This window comes from Saccharopolyspora aridisoli (assembly GCF_004348445.1).
In the GTDB taxonomy this organism is placed as follows: domain Bacteria; phylum Actinomycetota; class Actinomycetes; order Mycobacteriales; family Pseudonocardiaceae; genus Saccharopolyspora; species Saccharopolyspora aridisoli.
In genome coordinates this window covers 83,647-99,900 of sequence record NZ_SMKV01000015.1, presented here as the reverse complement: position 1 = coordinate 99,900, position 16,254 = coordinate 83,647, and the positions used below count along the sequence as shown (strand labels likewise).

13 protein-coding genes, 2 tRNA genes and 1 other RNA gene are annotated in these 16,254 nt (G+C 69.3%); 4 read left to right on the top strand and 12 right to left on the bottom strand.

From position 1 onward, the window contains the following. Positions 1-33 precede the first annotated feature (33 nt). Positions 34-933 (top strand): EamA family transporter, encoded by a 900-nt coding sequence (locus E1161_RS14455; RefSeq protein WP_132623594.1) that lies wholly within the window; start codon positions 34-36, stop codon positions 931-933. Between the two features lie 30 nt (positions 934-963). On the opposite strand, the gene E1161_RS27170 is transcribed toward E1161_RS14455, so the two are convergent. The 8 genes from E1161_RS27170 to E1161_RS14420 form a co-directional block, all read right to left on the bottom strand. Beyond that, positions 964-1,140, bottom strand: a complete 177-nt coding sequence (locus E1161_RS27170) for a hypothetical protein (protein ID WP_165939794.1) — start codon at positions 1,138-1,140, stop codon at positions 964-966. Between the two features lie 79 nt (positions 1,141-1,219). Continuing rightward, positions 1,220-2,266, bottom strand: a complete 1,047-nt coding sequence (locus E1161_RS14450; protein WP_165939798.1) for an ABC transporter ATP-binding protein — start codon at positions 2,264-2,266, stop codon at positions 1,220-1,222. 17 nt (positions 2,267-2,283) lie between these two features. Further along, positions 2,284-3,282, bottom strand: a complete 999-nt coding sequence (locus E1161_RS14445; protein WP_132623590.1) for an ABC transporter ATP-binding protein — start codon at positions 3,280-3,282, stop codon at positions 2,284-2,286. A 12-nt stretch (positions 3,283-3,294) separates the two neighbouring features. Next, on the bottom strand, positions 3,295-4,227 hold the full coding sequence (locus E1161_RS14440; RefSeq protein WP_132623588.1) for an ABC transporter permease: 933 nt from the start codon (positions 4,225-4,227) through the stop codon (positions 3,295-3,297). A 6-nt stretch (positions 4,228-4,233) separates the two neighbouring features. Continuing rightward, the gene (locus tag E1161_RS14435) at positions 4,234-5,244 is read right to left on the bottom strand and encodes an ABC transporter permease (protein WP_132623586.1); all 1,011 of its coding nucleotides are present in this window, start codon (positions 5,242-5,244) and stop codon (positions 4,234-4,236) included. An 83-nt stretch (positions 5,245-5,327) separates the two neighbouring features. Further along, positions 5,328-7,022: an ABC transporter substrate-binding protein gene (locus E1161_RS14430; RefSeq protein WP_132623584.1), complete on the bottom strand. Its 1,695-nt coding sequence runs from the start codon at positions 7,020-7,022 to the stop codon at positions 5,328-5,330. A 326-nt stretch (positions 7,023-7,348) separates the two neighbouring features. Continuing rightward, positions 7,349-7,945, bottom strand: coding sequence for a recombination mediator RecR (gene recR, locus E1161_RS14425; protein WP_132623582.1), 597 nt, complete (start codon positions 7,943-7,945; stop codon positions 7,349-7,351). A gap of 16 nt (positions 7,946-7,961) precedes the next feature. Then, on the bottom strand, positions 7,962-8,282 hold the full coding sequence (locus E1161_RS14420) for a YbaB/EbfC family nucleoid-associated protein (protein ID WP_235875033.1): 321 nt from the start codon (positions 8,280-8,282) through the stop codon (positions 7,962-7,964). Between the two features lie 240 nt (positions 8,283-8,522). Here E1161_RS14420 and E1161_RS14415 point away from each other — a divergent pair, with 240 nt between their 5' ends. Beyond that, the gene (locus E1161_RS14415; RefSeq protein WP_132623578.1) at positions 8,523-10,325 is read left to right on the top strand and encodes a S9 family peptidase; all 1,803 of its coding nucleotides are present in this window, start codon (positions 8,523-8,525) and stop codon (positions 10,323-10,325) included. A gap of 8 nt (positions 10,326-10,333) precedes the next feature. On the opposite strand, the gene E1161_RS14410 is transcribed toward E1161_RS14415, so the two are convergent. Together E1161_RS14410 and ffs are read right to left on the bottom strand one after the other, a co-directional pair. Next, a complete protein-coding gene (locus E1161_RS14410; RefSeq protein ID WP_132623576.1) occupies positions 10,334-12,514 on the bottom strand; it encodes a DNA polymerase III subunit gamma and tau in 2,181 nt (726 codons plus the stop codon). A 58-nt stretch (positions 12,515-12,572) separates the two neighbouring features. Further along, an RNA gene (gene ffs / locus E1161_RS14405) (signal recognition particle sRNA small type) lies at positions 12,573-12,667 on the bottom strand. Positions 12,668-12,789: 122 nt separating this feature from the next. Between ffs and E1161_RS14400 the strand changes: the two genes are divergently transcribed. After that, positions 12,790-12,875 (top strand) — tRNA-Ser (locus tag E1161_RS14400). Between the two features lie 92 nt (positions 12,876-12,967). Here the strand turns inward: E1161_RS14400 and E1161_RS14395 are convergent. After that, the gene (locus E1161_RS14395; RefSeq protein ID WP_132623688.1) at positions 12,968-14,227 is read right to left on the bottom strand and encodes a sensor domain-containing diguanylate cyclase; all 1,260 of its coding nucleotides are present in this window, start codon (positions 14,225-14,227) and stop codon (positions 12,968-12,970) included. A gap of 385 nt (positions 14,228-14,612) precedes the next feature. Between E1161_RS14395 and E1161_RS14390 the strand changes: the two genes are divergently transcribed. Continuing rightward, positions 14,613-15,974 carry an FAD-binding oxidoreductase gene (locus E1161_RS14390; protein WP_235875022.1) on the top strand — a complete coding sequence of 454 codons (1,362 nt, stop codon included), beginning with the start codon at positions 14,613-14,615 and terminating at the stop codon, positions 15,972-15,974. A gap of 147 nt (positions 15,975-16,121) precedes the next feature. Here the strand turns inward: E1161_RS14390 and E1161_RS14385 are convergent. After that, positions 16,122-16,206: transfer RNA gene (locus tag E1161_RS14385), tRNA-Ser, on the bottom strand. Positions 16,207-16,254 lie beyond the last annotated feature (48 nt).

Sequence of the window (16,254 nt, the reverse complement as noted above, 5' to 3'; positions counted from 1 at the left end):
TGCTTCACAGACGGTCGACGCAGGCTGAGCGGTATGACCACGAGAGATCGCCTGCTGGCGGTGGTCGTCGCAGTGCTCTGGGGCGGCAACTTCATCGCGTTGGACCAGGGGTTGGGGCACTTCCCGCCGTTCTTCTTCGCCGGACTGCGCTTCGCCGTGCTGCTGCCGATCCTGTTCTTCGTGCCGTTCCCGCGGGTGAAGTGGCGCTGGCTGCTCGGCTACGGCCTCCTCTTCGGGACCTCGCAGTTCGCGTTCCTGTTCGTCGCGATGGAGATCGGCATGCCGACCGGGCTGGCCTCGCTGGTGCAGCAGGGGTCTGCGCCGTTCACCGTGCTGCTGGGCGCGTTGCTGCTGCGCGAGAAGCTCACCCCGGTCCAGGTGCTGGGCATCACCACGGCGGTGCTGGGCATGGTCGCCATCGGTTGGCACCGCGCGCAGACCGCGACGCTGCTGCCGATGCTGATCACGTTGTGCGGCGCGTTCTCCTGGGCGTTGGGCAACCTGTGCAGCCGCAAGGCCGAAGCGCCGAAACCGCTGCACCTCTCGCTGTGGATCGCCATCGTCCCACCGCTGCCGATGTTCGCGGCGTCCGCGCTGTTCGAGGGGCCGACGACCGGTTGGGCAGCGGTCACCACGGTGCTGGACTCCCCGACCGGGACTGCCGCGCTGGCCGGTCTGGCCTACACGTCGCTGCTGGCCACCGTGGTCGGGTCCGGCCTGTGGACGACACTGCTCGCCAGGTACCCGGCGAGCACGGTGGCTCCGTTCTCGCTGCTGGTACCGATCGTCGGGTTCAGCACGGCCTGGCTGATCCTCGGCGAGCAGCCGCACCCGTTCGAACTCGCCGCCGGGGCGGTGGTCGTCGGCGGGGTGCTGCTGGGCAGCATGCGGATCGCCCGGCGTCAGCCAGCGCTGGAGCCGACACCGGTGTGACGGCCAGAGGGCCCGATCTGCGACCACGCTCTACGCGATCGGGCCCTTCTCGAAATCCGGATTCCTGACGTGCACGCCGTTGCCCACCGGGCAGTCGTAGAGCACCAGCGACTGGTTGGTCTCGGCGACGAGCCGGGCAGCGACGGTTCGGTCCAGAACAGCCCGGTGCTCGCAGGCCGAGCACCGGAGCGCGCTGCTGTACTTCAAGCGCGACCTCCCTTCCCCAGCCGAAGATCCTATGTGGACGTCGGCCGCGAGGGAACGGGCTCGCGAGAAACCGCCAGGATCACGCCGTCGGGGCTGCCGCTTCCGGCGTCGAGCGGGGCTGGAGCTCACCGTCTCGGATCTCCTCGGCGAAGTGGCAGGCGACCCGGTGCCCCGCCCCGATCTCCCGCAGGGCCGGGCGTTCGGTGTCGCAGCGCTCCTCCTGCCGCCACGGGCAGCGGGTGTGGAACCGGCAACCCGACGGCGGGTTCGCCGGTGAGGGCAGGTCGCCGGTGAGCAGGATCTGCTCGCGACCGTCCTCGACCTGCGGGTCCGGCACAGGGACCGCCGACAGCAGCGCCTTGGAGTAGGGGTGCAGCGGCTGTCCGTAAAGATCGTCCGATGTGGACTCCTCGACGATGCCGCCCAGGTACATCACGCCCACCCGGTCGGCGATGTGCCGCACCACGGCGAGGTCGTGCGCGATCACCAGGTAGGTCAGGCCGAACTCCTCCTGCAGGTCCTCCAGCAGGTTGAGCACCTGCGCCTGCACCGAGACGTCCAGCGCCGACACCGGTTCGTCGGCCACCACGAGCTCCGGGCCGACCGACAGCGCGCGGGCGATGCCAACGCGCTGGCGCTGACCGCCGGAGAACTCGTGCGGGTACTTGCGCAGCGCGGTCGGCGGCAATCCGACGGCATCGAGCAGTTCGCGCAGCCGCTTGTCGGTGGACGCCTTGTCGTCAGCCAGGCCGTGCGCACGCATGCCCTCCACCAACAGCGATTCCACCGACTGGCGCGGGTCGAGCGAGGACAGCGGGTCCTGGAAGACCATCTGCATCCGCTGCCGCATCTTGCGCAGCTCCTCGCCCTTCATGCCGGACAGGTCGGTGCCGTCGAAGACGACCTCGCCGCCGGTCGGCTTCTCCAACCGCAACACCGCGCGGCCCAGGGTCGATTTGCCGCAACCGGACTCCCCGACGAGACCGTAGGTCTCACCGCGCTGGATGCTCAGCGACACCCCGTCCACGGCGTAGACGTGGCCGACGGTCCGGTCCAGCACCACGCCCTTCTTGATCGGGAAGTGCACCTTCACGTCGCGCAGCTCGACGAGCACGTCCTCGCTCATGACGCCACTGGTTTCGCTCATGACGCCTCCGCGCTGTTCGAGATCGTTCCGCGAACCGGGTTGTGGCAGCGCAGCAACCGCGCTCCCGCGTCGATGCTGACCTCGGGGGTCTCGCGCTCGCACACATCGCTGGCGTTCGGGCAGCGCGGGCAGAACGCGCAACCGGTGTCCCACGGGATGTTGTCGGCCACCGAACCCGAAATCGGCGACAGGCGTTGCCCGCGGGGCGAATCCAGTCGCGGGATCGAGGCCAGCAAGCCCGCGGTGTAGGGGTGCTTCGGCCGGGCGAACAGCTCGTGCCGCGCAGCGCGTTCGACCACGCGACCCGCGTAGAGCACGTTCACCTCGTCGCACAACCCCGCCACCACGCCGAGATCGTGGGTGATCATGATCAGCGCGGTGTCGGTTTCGGCGACCAGCTCCGAGAGCAGCTTGAGGATCTGCGCCTGGATCGTCACGTCGAGCGCCGTAGTCGGCTCGTCCGCGATGAGCAACCGGGGCTTGCAGGCCAGCGCCATCGCGATCAGGGCCCGCTGCCGCATCCCGCCGGAGAGCTGGTGCGGGTACTCCTTGAGCCGCCGGTTCGGGTCCGGGATGCCCACCTTGCGCAGCAGCTCCTCGGCCCCGGGCATCGCCTGCTTGCGGGGCAGACCGCGGTGCCGCTCGATGACCTCGGAGACCTGCAACCCGATGGGCACCACCGGGTTCAACGAGGTCAGCGGGTCCTGGAACACCATGCTCAGGTCCTTGCCGCGCCGGGCGTCGAGCTCCCTCTTCGGCAGCGTCAGCAGGTCGGTGCCGTCGAAGGACACCGAGCCCGACACCTCCGCTCCGCGCGGCGGCAGCAAGCCCATGATCGCCAGCGAGGTCACCGACTTGCCGCAGCCGGACTCGCCGACCAGGCCGACGGTCTTGCCCGGTTCGACGTCGAAGGAGATCCCGTCCACCGCGGTCACCGGCGGCTCGCCCTTGCGGGCGAAGACAACGGAGAGGTCGCGAACTTCCAGCAGTGCCATTGCCAACTCCCCTTACCGGCGTCGCTTGGGGTCCAACGCGTCGCGCAGCGACTCGCCGACCAGCGTGAACCCGAAGGCGACCAGGATGATGCAACCGGCGGGCCAGAACGCCAGCTGCGGATGCGAGTCGATGATGTCCTGCGCGCCGCCGAGCATCTGGCCCCATTCCGGCACCGAGTCGTCGGCCGCGCCCAGACCCAGGAAGGACAGCGCCGCCGCGTCGATGATCGCCACCGCCAGCACCAGCGTGGCCTGCACGATCACCGGCCCCAACGCGTTGGGCAGCATGTGCCGGAACACGATCGCGCTCTCCTTGACGCCGAGGGCCCGCGCCGCCAGCACGTGATCGCTGCTGCGTTGCGCCAGCATCGTGCCGCGCAGCAGCCGTCCGAAGATCGGCACCTGCACGATCGCCACCGCGAGGATCACGGTGAACTGGGTCTGCTCGGCGAACAGCGCGCCGATCGACACCGCCAGCAGCAGCGACGGCACCGACAGCATCACGTCGGCGATGCGCATGACCAACGAGTCCACCCAGCCGCCGAAGGCACCGGCGAGCAAGCCGAGCACCAGACCGCCGCCGAGGCCGATCACGGTGGCCAGGACCGCCACCAGCAGCGTCTGCTGGGAGCCCAGCAGCAGCCGGGAAAGCAGGTCACGGCCGTACTGGTCGCCACCCAGCGGGAATCCGGGCTGCGACGGCGGAATCGTGTTCTCCGCGCGGGAGACCTGCGATTCCAGCAGGCGTTGCGCCGGGTCGTGCGGTGCCAGCAGCGGCGCCAGCAGTGCCAGCAGCACGAACGCCACGATGACCAGTGCACCGACGATGAAGACCGGGTTGCGGCGCAACCTCCGCCAGGCCGACGCGGCGAGGCTGACACCGGCGTCGGAGGCCGATTCCGCCAGCGCGTCGAGCCCGTCCTTGCGCTGCGTGTTGAGCACCATCGTCCCTCACCGTGTCCGCAGTCGTGGGTCGATCAACGCGTACGAGAGGTCGACGACGAGGTTGACCAGCACGTAGACCATCGCGGATGCCAGGATGACCACCTGCAGCACCGGGAAGTCCTTGCGTTCGAAGCCGATCGCGACGGCCTGCCCGATACCGGCGATGTTGAACACCCGCTCGGTCAGCACCGCGCCCGCCAGCAGCGCACCGGTCTGCAGACCGATGGTGGTGACCACCGGCAGCATCGCGTTGTGCAGGATGTGCCTGCGCCGGATCACCATCTGCCCCAAGCCCTTCGCGCGCGCGGTGCGCACGTAGTCCTCGTCCATCACGTCGAGCACCGCGGCCCGGGTGATCCGGAAGATCACCGCGAACGGGATGGTCGACAGCGCGATGGCGGGCAGGATGAGGTGCACCAACGCGTTCCAGGAGGCGTCCCACTCGCGGGTCAGCAACCCGTCGAGGACGTAGAAGCCGGTGACCCGGGTGGCGTTGATCGCCGAGTCCTGCCGCCCGGAGGCGGGCAGCGCGCCGAGCTCGATGGCGAAGACGAACTTCAGCAGGAACGCCAGGAAGAACACCGGCACGGCGACGCCCACCAGCGACCACGTGATGCTCAGGTTGTCCAGCCATCCACCGCGCTTGCGGGCGGCCAGGTACCCCAGCGGGATGCCGACCACCACGGCCAGGACCAGCGCCAGGATGGACAGCTCCAGCGTCGCCGGGAAGCGGGTGATGAACACCTCCAGCGCGGAATCACCGCGCTGCACCCCGGTCGAGGTGCCGAAGTCGCCGGTGATCGCCCGGCCGAGGAACTTGAAGTACTGCACGAAGATCGGCTGGTCGAGCCCGAGAGCCTTCTCGAGCTGCTCCCGCGCGGCCGGTGTGGCGCGGTCGCCCAGCAGTGCAGAGACCGGTCCGCCCGGCAGCATGCGCAGCCAGCCGAACAGCAGCATCGACAGGACGAAGACGACCAGCACCAGCTGTCCCAGTCGTCGAACAGTGAAGCGGAGCACGCGAAACCCCCGTGTTCAAGTCAGCGAACCGGGTGCTGCGCGCGGAACCGGTTCGCACCGGCCCCGCGCGCAGCACCTCGGGATCACTGCTCCGAGACGCTCACCGAAGCGAACTCCTCGGCGGTCAGCGGTGAGGTCACCAGACCCTGGACTCGGGAGCTCGTCACGATCGCCGGCGGCGAGTGCGACAGCGGGATCGCGGGCAGGTACTCGGACAGCAGCTTGCGGTTGATGTCCTGGTACATCGAGGTGCGCTTGGCTGCGTCCGGCTCGGAATCGGCCGCCCGCAGCTGCCCCGCCAGGTCCTCACCCCACGGTGCTCCCGCGGTGTGGAAGCGGTTGGTCGGCGTGCCGAAGAACGTGCCGATGAAGTTGTCCGGCGTGTTGTAGTCACCGGTCCAGCCGAGCAGGAAGATGTCGGCCTTGGCGTTGTCGACGTCGTCGATGTAGCCGCCGTTCCACGGCTTGCTCACCGGGTTGACGGTGATGCCGGCTTCGCGCAGGTCTTCGGCGAGGGCGTTGTAGATGCCCTGCGGGTCCGGCATGTAGGGCCGGGTGACCTCGGTCGGCCAGTAGAAGTTCACCGTCAGGTTCGACGCGCCCGCCTCGGCGAGCAGTTGCTTGGCCTTGGCCGGATCGTGCGGGTACTGCTGCACGTCGGGGGCGTAGCCGTCGACGTTCTCCGGGTAGAACTGGCTGGCCACCGAGGCGCCTTCCGGCAGGTTGGCCTTGACCAGCGTTTCCCGGTCCACCGCGTGGGCCAGGGCCTGCCGGACCTTGAGGTTCTGCAGCGCCGGGTTGTTCTTCTGGGTGATCCCCAGGTACATGATGTTGAACGGGTCGCGGACCTGGACGTCGTGGCCCGCGTCGCGCAGCGCCTTCAGGTCGGCCGCGTTGGGGAAGTCGTAGCCGTCGATCGCGCCCGACTCCAGCTCCTGCTTGCGGACGGTCTCGTCCGGGATGATCCGGAAGATCAGCTCGTTGACCTTGGTCTTGTCGCCCCAGTACTGGTCGTTGCGGACCAGCTTGATCGTGCCGTTGGACTGGTCGTAGGAGTCGAACTCGAACGGCCCCGTGCCGGTCGGGTGGGCCTTGGCGTACTCGGGGTAGACGAAGCTGTCGCCCTGCGCCTTCACGTCGTTGGCCTTGTACTGCTCCATCGCCGTCGGCGACTGCATGCTGAACGACGGAAGTCCCAGCAGGTCGGGGAACTTCGAGGTCGCGCGGGTCAGGTGCACGACCGCGGTGGTCGGGTCCGGGTTCTCGCAGTCCCGGAACAGCGAGGGCGCCTTGCCGTCGGCGAAGCCGCCGAAGTTCTCGATCCAGTAGTAGGACAGCGCGTTGTTCTGCCCGGCTCCGGTCTGGTTGTACCAGCGCTGGAAGTTCTTGCAGACCGCGTCGGAGTTGAAGTCCGTGCCGTCGTGGAACTTCACACCGCTGCGCAGCTTGAACGTCCAGGTCTTGCCGTCCGGCGTCTGCTCCCAGCTCTCGGCCAGGGACGGTTCGACCTCGACCGAGCCCGGCTTGAAGTTGACCAGGCCCTCCATCAGCTGCCGGGTGACGCGGAAGGTCTCCCCGTCGGAGGCGTAGAAGGGATCGAACAGGTCCGGAGCACCGGCCGCACCGAAGGTGAAGGTGCCGCCCTCTCCGCCACCGGCCCCGCGCTCGGATTGCGCGCAGCCCGCCAGGGACGCAGCGGTTGCGAAAGCGATGCCGACCGTGATGACCCGACGCAGAGAGCGGGTTCCGCTTCGCCGCACCGATGGAGCTCTACTCATTGGATTTACCCACCCGTTTGTGTCCATAGGCAGCAGAGTTCCGTGAGAGTAACCCTCGAAAGGAGTGGAATGGAACAATCAAGGTTACGATCGCGCTACTTAGGCGGCCCTTGGAGATCGGGGCGACCGAGCAGGAGGAGGGCCTTGCAAGAACTGCGAGTTCTACGCTAACGCGGGCGAATAGAGGAAGGAATCGTCCTAGTCAAGGACCTGGCGACTTGTTTCCTCGCGAACACGAAGACGGCGCCTGACCTCCCGTGATTCCCGAGAAGAAAGGCGCCGCCGTTCCCGCTATTGATTTGTTCGCGCTTGACCGTTCTCGCTTACTACATCGAACGACGACCGGACAGAGCCCGGCCGAGCGTCAATTCATCGGCGAACTCGAGGTCGCCACCCATCGGAAGTCCGGAAGCGAGCCGCGTGACGTTCAGACCCGGGAAGTCGCGCAACATCCGCACCAAATACGTCGCGGTCGCCTCGCCCTCGGTGTTCGGGTCCGTCGCGATGATCACCTCGCTGATCTCGTCGGTCCCGATCCGCGCCAGCAGCTCCCGGACCCGGAGCTGATCCGGTCCGACGCCCGACAACGGGTCGAGCGCACCACCGAGCACGTGGTAGCGGCCCTTGAACTCGCGGGTGCGCTCCACCGCGAGCACGTCCTTGGGCTCCTCCACCACGCAGACCAGCGTCTTGTCCCGCCGGGCGTCCCGGCAGATGCGGCAGGTCGTCTCCTCGGAGACGTTGCCACAGACGTCGCAGAACACCACGCCCTCCTTGACCTGCTGCAGGACCTCCTGCAGCCGGGTCACGTCCGCCGGCTCCGCGGCCAACAGGTGGAAGGCGATGCGCTGCGCGCCCTTCGGACCGATGCCGGGAAGGCGCCCCAGCTCATCGATCAAATCCTGTACCGGACCCTCGTACACGTCGACTCGCCCCGGATCACAGACCCGGCAGGCCGAGCTCGCCCAGGCCGCCGCCCAGACCGCCCGTCAGCGGGCCCATCTTCTGCGCCTGCAACTCCTGCGCGGCCCGGTTGGCGTCGCGGACGGCCGCCACGACCAGGTCCGCCAGCGTCTCGGTGTCCTCCGGATCGGCCGCCTTCGGGTCGATCACCAGTCCCTTGAGCTCCCCGGCACCGGTGACGGTCGCGGTCACCAGCTCGCCACCGGCGCTCCCGGTGACCTCCGCATCGGCGAGCTCCTGCTGCGCAGACATCAGCTGCTCCTGCATCTTCTGCGCCTGTTCCATGATCTGCTGCATGTTCGGCTGGCCACCTGGCTGCACCGTTACTCCTCATCGCCCGGGTGAGTACCCCCGCACGGGGCACAAGACCAGCGTAGAGGTTCTGCCGTCCCAGCTCTGAACTCACCTTGCTCAGCGTTGCGGGTGGCGGGGCCAGCCGCGAGGTGGCCTTCACGCCTCGTGGCCACGCCCCTCGCACGACGAACGGGGCAAGCTCCCATCCTTGGTCGTCATCACACGACGTGACAAGGTGCTCACGTGACGCTGGACATCACACGGCTGCTGGAACTGACCACCTGGCGCGCGTTCGACGTGACCGACGACGGACGGGTGCTCGCGGGCTGTGACGAGTCAGGGTCGGTGCAGCTGGTGGAGCTCGCCGACGACAAGCGCACCGAGCTGACCGCGCTGACCGGCGCCGTCACCGGCCGCTACCTGCCCGGCGAGCGCGCCGTGGTGGTGCAGCACGACAGCGACGGCAACGAACGCGGCCAGCTGTCGCTGCTGCGCCTCGACGACCGCCGGCGGCGACCGGCTCAGCTGTCCGACTTGGAGCCGCTGGTCCGCGACCCCGAGCACGTGCACCGGCTGCTCGACGTGCTGCCCGGCCGCATCGTCTACGCCACCAACCGCCGCAACGGCGTCGACTTCGACGTGGTGATCCGCAGCGCCGTCACCGGCGAGGAGCACGTCCTCTACGACGGCGGCGGGATGGTCGCCGAGGTCTCGATCGACCCCGGCTCCCGCTGGGCGGCGATCACCGTGCCCGCCGCGAGACCCCTGTCCGACCAGGTGCTGCTGGCCGAGATCATGCCCGGGACCGGGTCCGACCGGCTGCGCGAGCTCATCGGCCGCGACGTCGCCGCACGCCACCTGAACCCCGGGTGGCAGGCCGGAGGGCTGGTCGTGACCAGCGATGCCGGGCGCGAGCACACCGGCATCGCTCGGCTGGACCCGCGCACCGGTGAGCACCGGTGGCTGGTGACCTCCCCTTCGCACGACCTCACCGGCCGGTTGTCGCCGGACGGGCGCACCCTGCTCGTGCTGACCGCCGTCGACGGCGCGCACCGGCCCGCCCTGCACGACGCCGAGACCGGTGAGCACCTGCTGGACATCGCGCTGCCGACCGAGGGCTGGTGCGGGTTCCCGCTGCCCGAGCCGGTCTGGTCACCGGACTCCCGGTTCGCGGCGCTCACCTTCAGCTCCCCCACCTCACCCGGTGACGTGCTGCTCGTCGACATCACCGCCCGCAGCTGCGCACCGCTGACCGTTTCAGCTGCGCAGTTGGCCGGAGAAGCCCTCGCCGAGCCGAGCGTGCACCGGGTTCCCGCTCGCGACGGCCAGCAGATCCCGTGCTTCCGCTACTCCCCTGCCGAGCCGGACGGTTCGGCCGTGCTGCTCATCCACGGCGGACCGGAGAGCGAGTCGGTGCGCGCGTTCCACCCGTTGGTGCAGGCGATGGTCGCCCGCGGCCACACGGTGCTGGTGCCCAACGTCCGGGGCTCCACCGGCTACGGCAAGACCTGGTACTCAGCCGACGACGCCCGCAACCGGCTCGAATCCGTCGAAGACCTCGCCGACCTGCACCAGTGGTTGCCCGCGGCGGGCGTCGACCCATCCCGCGCGGCGCTGTGGGGCGGGTCCTACGGCGGCTACATGGTGCTCGCCGGACTGGCCTTCCAGCCCGAGCTGTGGGCGGCGGGCGTGGACATCGTCGGCATCTCCTCGCTGGTCACGTTCTTGGAGAACACCGCGCCCTACCGTCGGGCCCACCGGGAACGCGAGTACGGCAGCCTCGCCACCGACGCCGACTTCCTCCGCGAGGCGTCCCCGCTCACCCGAGCCTCCTCCATCGCCGCACCGCTGTTCGTCCTCCACGGCGCCAACGATCCGCGCGTGCCGCTGAGCGAGGCCGAGCAGATCGTGGAAGCGGTGCGCGGCAACGACGTAGCGTGCGAGTTCCACGTGTACCCCGACGAGGGCCACGGTCTCGCCAAGCGCTCCAACCGCCTCGACGCCTACCCGAAGGCCCTCGCCTTCCTCGCCCGGCACCTCGGCTGACGGCAGCGTCAGCCCTCGATGCGGCGGGCGCCCAGCTCTCGTTCGAAGAGCTCGACGGCCGCCGAGTCGGCATCGCGACCGACGCGCGTTCCGGCCTCCATCGGTGAGGACTCGGCGAGCATCGACTCCGGGTCCTCCTCGTCCGGCGGCGCCGCGGGGCGCTGCGGCTCCGGTGGCGGCGGGATGTCGTCCGGCGGGGGTTCCTCGTCCGGGGGCTCCGGTGGCGGCGGGATGTCATCGGGTTCCGGTGGGCGCGGGACCGAACCACCGCGCGCACCACCGGGTTCGCGCTGCTGAGCAGCACCGTTGGGGCCTTGCCCGTTGCCTCGGGACGGCTTCGGCTCCGGCGGGCGCTGCTCCGTGGGCTGCTGCCGGGCGGCGTCCTGCTGCTGCGACGGGCGCTGCGGTGGTTGCGGGGGCTGCTTCGGCGCGGCAGGCCGGGCGGGCGGGGCCGCCCCGGCTTCGACGCACTGGATGTCCCACTCGCCGCCGACGACCTCGCGCAGCGACTCCCGGACGAAGTCCAGCCGCCGCTGCTGCGCGAGCTGCTTGACCAGCCCGGACGTCGGCATCGACAGCACCAGCACGCTGTCGTTGAGGTCCTGCACGGTGGCGTTGAGCAGCAGCGCCTGCGTCGGACGGTTGCGCTTGGCGACGCCCTGCAGCACGTCGGTCCACACCCGGCGCACGGCTGCGGCGTCGAACCCGTTCGGCGCGGACGCGGCGGGCTGGTCCGGGGCCGGCTCCGGCGGGCGCGGCGGTTCGGCGGGACGCTGCGGCAGCGGTGCTGCGGCAGGCTCTTCGGCCTGCGCGGCGGGCGGCTGCGGTGCCGGTTCAGGCGCCGGAGCGGGTGCGGGCCTTTCCTGCGCGACAGGGGTTTGCGCCGGTTTCGGCGCGGCGGGCGCCTCTTGGGCGGTCTCGGCGGCGGCGCGCTCGTGCGGTCGCTGGAAGACCCGCTTCGGCTTGTCGCCGTCGTTCGAAACCGGCGCCGCAGCAGCGGGTTCCGCGGCCGGGGCCTCGCCCGGCGCGATGGTCATCCGGCGCTCGACGCGTTCGAGTCGTTGCAGCAGCGCGGTTTCCGAGTCCGACACGGCCGGCAGCAGCATCCGCGCGCACAGCAGTTCCAGCAGCAGGCGCGGCGCCGTGGCTCCGCGCATCTCGGACAGTCCGGTGTGGACGATCTCGGCGAACCTCGACAGCGTCGCCACGCCCAGCTGCTCGGCCTGCTGCTGCATGCGGGTGAGCTCGTCCCCGGTGGTCTCCACCAGACCCCGCTCGCCCGCGTCCGGAACCGAGCTGAGCAGCACCAGGTCGCGCAGCCGGTCCAGCAGGTCGGAGCCGAACCGGCGCGGGTCGTGCCCGGCCTCCACCAGCCGCTCGACCGTGCCGTAGACGGAGGCGGCGTCGCCGGCCGCGAGCGCGTCGACCATGTCGTCGATCAGCGCGACGTCGGTGACCCCGAGCAGCGCGACGGCCCGCTCGTAGGTGACGCCCTCGTCACCGGCACCGGCCAGCAGCTGGTCGAGCACGCTCAAGGTGTCTCGCGCCGAACCACCACCAGCACGGATGACCAGCGGGAACACTGCCGGTTCGACCTTGACGCCCTCGTCGGCGCAGATCCGCTCCACCAGCTCGCGCATCACACCCGGCGGCATCAGCCGGAACGGGTAGTGGTGGGTCCGGGACCGGATGGTGGTCAGCACCTTGTCCGGTTCGGTGGTGGCGAAGACGAAGATCAGGTGTTCCGGCGGCTCCTCGACGATCTTCAGCAGGGCGTTGAAGCCCTGCGTGGTGACCATGTGGGCCTCGTCGATGATGAAGATCCGGTACCGCGACTGGGCGGGCGCGAAGAACGCGCGGTCCCGCAGCTCGCGGGTGTCGTCGACACCACCGTGGCTGGCCGCGTCGAGCTCGACGACGTCGACGCTGCCGCCACCCTCGGGCGCGAGCGACACGCAGGAGTCGCACTCACCGCACGGGTCCGCCGTCGGGCCCTGGGCGCAGTTCAGCGACCGCGCCAGGATGCGCGCGCTGGAGGTCTTGCCGCAGCCGCGCGGGCCGGAGAACAGGTATGCGTGGTTGATCCGCCCGGCGGACAGCGCGGTCCGCAACGGCTCGGTGACGTGTTCCTGCCCGGCGACCTCAGCGAAGGTCGCCGGACGGTACTTGCGGTAGAGGGCGAGCGCCACGGTCGGAACCCTACGCGGTCGGGCTGACAACTCGGACCAGGGTGAGCTTCCCTGAAAAGTAAGGGGACCCCGTGCACCCGTCAGAGCCCGCTTACCCTTGCTGCCTTCCGGCCCTGGGGGAGTTCACAGGATGGACGCCGCACGAGGTCCACGGACAGTGTACCCAGACGCGGTCCGCGCTCGTAGAACCGGGGCCCACGACTCGGGTCACCAGTGGTCACCGCAGCTCAGACCCCCTATCCGCTCCGCCGAAACGCCCTGTTAGGCTTCCGCACGGAGGATTGGCCGAGCGGCCTAAGGCGCACGATTGGAAATCGTGTTGGGTTAATAGCCCTCACGGGTTCGAATCCCGTATCCTCCGCAGTTCAGAGGCCCGGAAGCGATCTCGCTTCCGGGCCTCTTGCATGTCCAGTCTCAATCGTCGTCTCGATGGAACCCGTCAACTGACCCAGATCACGCCCTCTCACTGGATCGGTTCTTGCGTGCGTACATGTCTTGGTCGGCGCTGTCCAGCAGGACTCGGTAGGGGGTCGAGGGGCTTCGCGTGAAGGCCATTCCCACGCTGGCGCCCGACCTGATGCCTAGATCGGGTGCGGTGGGCTCGGTGTTCAGCCTGCGGTCGACTCGGGTGCGCAGCTCCTCGGCCTGGGCCTGGTCGGCCACGCTGGCGAGCACGACGAACTCGTCACCACCGACGCGAGCCACGGTGTCGGCGGTGCGCACGGCCCCTAGCAGCTCGCGTGCGGCGGCCTGCAAGATCTCGTCACCTGCGACGTGTCCGTAGCGGTCGTTGATCTCCTTGAACCCGTCCAGGTCGACCAGGAGCAGGGCGAGTACACCTTCCTGCACCGGGAACTTCGCGATCTCCTGCTGGTATCGGTCGATGAGCAGGGCGCGGTTGGCCACACCGGTCAGCGGATCGTGCAACGCCATGCGGGTCAGCTCGGCCAGGCGCCCCTCCTCCACCTGCGCATCGTCGCCGAGCGGCTCGTACTGGCCGACCACGTAGGCTGGCCGGTCATCCAGCCCTCGAATCAGACCGAGGCGGGCCAAGATCCAGAACGGGTGGCCGTCCCGGTGCCGCATGCAGATCTCCAGGCTGGCCGAATCGGTGCACCCATCCCGGAATTCGGCGTACAACGCATCCACCGGTTCCTTGTCACCGTTGTAGATCAGATCGGTGCACCGTTGGCCCACCAATTGCTCGCGGCGGTAACCGACCAGCTCGCACAGCCTGACGTTGGCCTCGGTGCAGCGTCCGTCCAGACTCGTCAGGGCTATGCCGATGGGGGCGTTGATCAGTGTCTGGCGCCAGAGCAGCTCGGATTCATGGCGAGCGGTGATGTCATGGAACTGGGAGACGATCAGCTCCGGGCTGCCGTCCTGCGCTCTGATCAGCGAACTGTTGACGAGCACCAGGATCACACTGCCGTCGGAGCGCAGGAGCCGCTTCTCCGCCGAGAAGCTCTCGATCTGCTCCCGCACTATGTTTTGGACTGCTGTTTCCGTCAGGACGTAATCATCCATGTGGGTGACGTCTGCGGGCAGCAGTTCGAGCAGCGTCTCGCGGTCATAGCCGAGCAGACGGCACATGGCCGGGTTGACATCCACGTGCCGCCCCTGCAGGTCGAGCAGCGCAATAGGGCCGGAGACCTGACTCCACAGCGCATCCCACAACGCGGTACCGCGTGTGCTTCGCGCCCCGACTCCCATGGCACCGATGCTAGCTGCCCAAACGCAACGCACACCTTCCGAGCGCGCACGGAGACCGGCCGGGTCGAGTTCATCGATGTGGCTCAGGGCCACCCGCTGGAGGGCTACCGCGAGTACCAACGGCCGCCGACCCGGCAGGCTTTCAATCCCGGCCTGCTTGCCAAGTCGCTCGAGACGGATGTCGACCGTTGACGTGCAACGGGTGCTCGTCGCCGGCGCGCAACGAGGGGGACCCGAAAGTCGCTCCCCTCGCTCGCAGCTGGTCCGGGGCTCTTCTCCTTTCTCCCCATCCCGGGCCGAACGTCTCTGTGCAGCGAACCGCGGGTGTCGCACGGTGCGATCGAGGGCAACGCACAGGAATGGAGCGGGGGCGGCTGTCGTGGGCATGACGATCGAACAACTGCGGGAGCAGGTGCGCGGTCCGGTGATCACACCACCGGATGCCGGCTACGAGGCGGCGCGGCGGGTCCACAACGCGATGATCGACCTGCACCCGGTCGCCGTGGTGCGCTGCGCCAACGCCGGAGACGTGCGGGCCGCGGTCGCCTTCGCGCGGGAGAACGCCGTCGACGTGGCGGTGCGCGGCGGCGGGCACAGCGTTCCCGGTTTCGGCACCTGCGAAGGAGGCGTGGTCGCCGACCTGTCCGGGATGCGCGGCGTGCGGGTCGACGGCGAGCGCCGAACCGCGCGCGCTGAGGGCGGCGCGACCTGGGGGGACTTCAACGCGGCCACGCACGCCTACGGGCTGGCGACCACCGGCGGCATCGTCTCCACCACCGGGATTGGCGGGCTCACCCTCGGCGGCGGGATCGGGTACCTGGCCCGGGGGCTAGGCCTGTCCTGCGACAACCTCATCTCCGCCGATGTCGTGCTGGCCTCCGGCGAAGTGGTGGTGGCCGACGAGCAGCACAACACCGACCTGCTGTGGGCGCTTCGCGGCGGAGGCGGCAACTTCGGCGCGGTGACGTCGTTCGAGTACCGGCTCAGCCCGGTGAGCGAGATCTACGGCGGCCCGATCTTCTTCGACCTGGAGCACGCGACCGACGTGCTGCGCGGTTTCCGCGACGTGATCGCCGACGCTCCAGAGGAGCTCGGAGCGTTCCCGGCCTTCCAGATCGCCCCGCCGCTGCCGTTCATCCCCGAGGAGCGGCACGGCGTCCCGCACATCGCGTTGGTGACGTGCTGGGCAGGGCCGGTCGAGGAAGGACCGGCGGCTGTGGCCGCGCTGCGCGACCTGGCGCCGGTGGTCGCCGAACACGTCGGCCCGATGCCCTACCCGGCGCTCAACGCGGCTTTCGACGCACTGGTCCCACCAGGCTTGCAGCACTACTGGAAGGCCAACTTCGCCACCGAGCTCAGCGACGAGATGATCGCCGCGCACGTCGAGCACGGACCGCGGGTTCCGGTGGTGAACTCGACGGTGCACATCTACCCGATCAACGGCGCCTGCCACCGCGTCGCACCCGGCGACACGGCCTTCGCCTACCGGGATGCGAACTTCGCGACCGTCATCGCGGGCATGTGGCCGGATCCCGCTGACAACGAGGCGAACATCAGCTGGGTGCGCGACTACTACGCCGCGACCGCTCCGCACTCCGAAGAGGGTGGCTACGTCAACTTCATGGCCGCCGACGACCAGGGACGGATCGAGGCGAACTACCGCGAGAACTACGACCGCCTGGCGGAGACCAAACGCCACTACGACCCGCACAACCTCTTCCGGCTGAACCAGAACATCGCGCCCTGACCCGTGTGAAGCGCTGCAGCGTCTCGTCAGCGGCGACCATCCATCACCGGTGGCGACGGCGGTTCCGTCCGTCCAGCGGGCCGACTCGCCAAGATCCACAGCACGCGCAAAAAGGGCCGGTCCTCGAGGGGACCGGCCCTTTGCCAGCGGTAGCGGTGGGATTCGAACCCACGGTGGCTCTCACCACACGCGCTTTCGAGGCGCGCTCCTTAGGCCGCTCGGACACGCTACCGCCGATAAGGCTACCGGCCGCCTCCTCGAAGCCTGCAGAGGGGGTCCG

Coding starts and splice junctions, on each gene's coding strand:
- E1161_RS14420 (WP_235875033.1), bottom strand. CDS start 8,282: ATGCAGCAGATCATGGAACAGGCGCAGAAGATGCAGGAGCAGCTGATG.
- E1161_RS14395 (WP_132623688.1), bottom strand. CDS start 14,227: ATGGGAGTCGGGGCGCGAAGCACACGCGGTACCGCGTTGTGGGATGCG.
- E1161_RS14455 (WP_132623594.1), top strand. CDS start 34: ATGACCACGAGAGATCGCCTGCTGGCGGTGGTCGTCGCAGTGCTCTGG.
- E1161_RS14440 (WP_132623588.1), bottom strand. CDS start 4,227: ATGGTGCTCAACACGCAGCGCAAGGACGGGCTCGACGCGCTGGCGGAA.
- E1161_RS14430 (WP_132623584.1), bottom strand. CDS start 7,022: ATGAGTAGAGCTCCATCGGTGCGGCGAAGCGGAACCCGCTCTCTGCGT.
- E1161_RS14450 (WP_165939798.1), bottom strand. CDS start 2,266: ATGAGCGAGGACGTGCTCGTCGAGCTGCGCGACGTGAAGGTGCACTTC.
- E1161_RS14445 (WP_132623590.1), bottom strand. CDS start 3,282: ATGGCACTGCTGGAAGTTCGCGACCTCTCCGTTGTCTTCGCCCGCAAG.
- E1161_RS14390 (WP_235875022.1), top strand. CDS start 14,613: ATGACGATCGAACAACTGCGGGAGCAGGTGCGCGGTCCGGTGATCACA.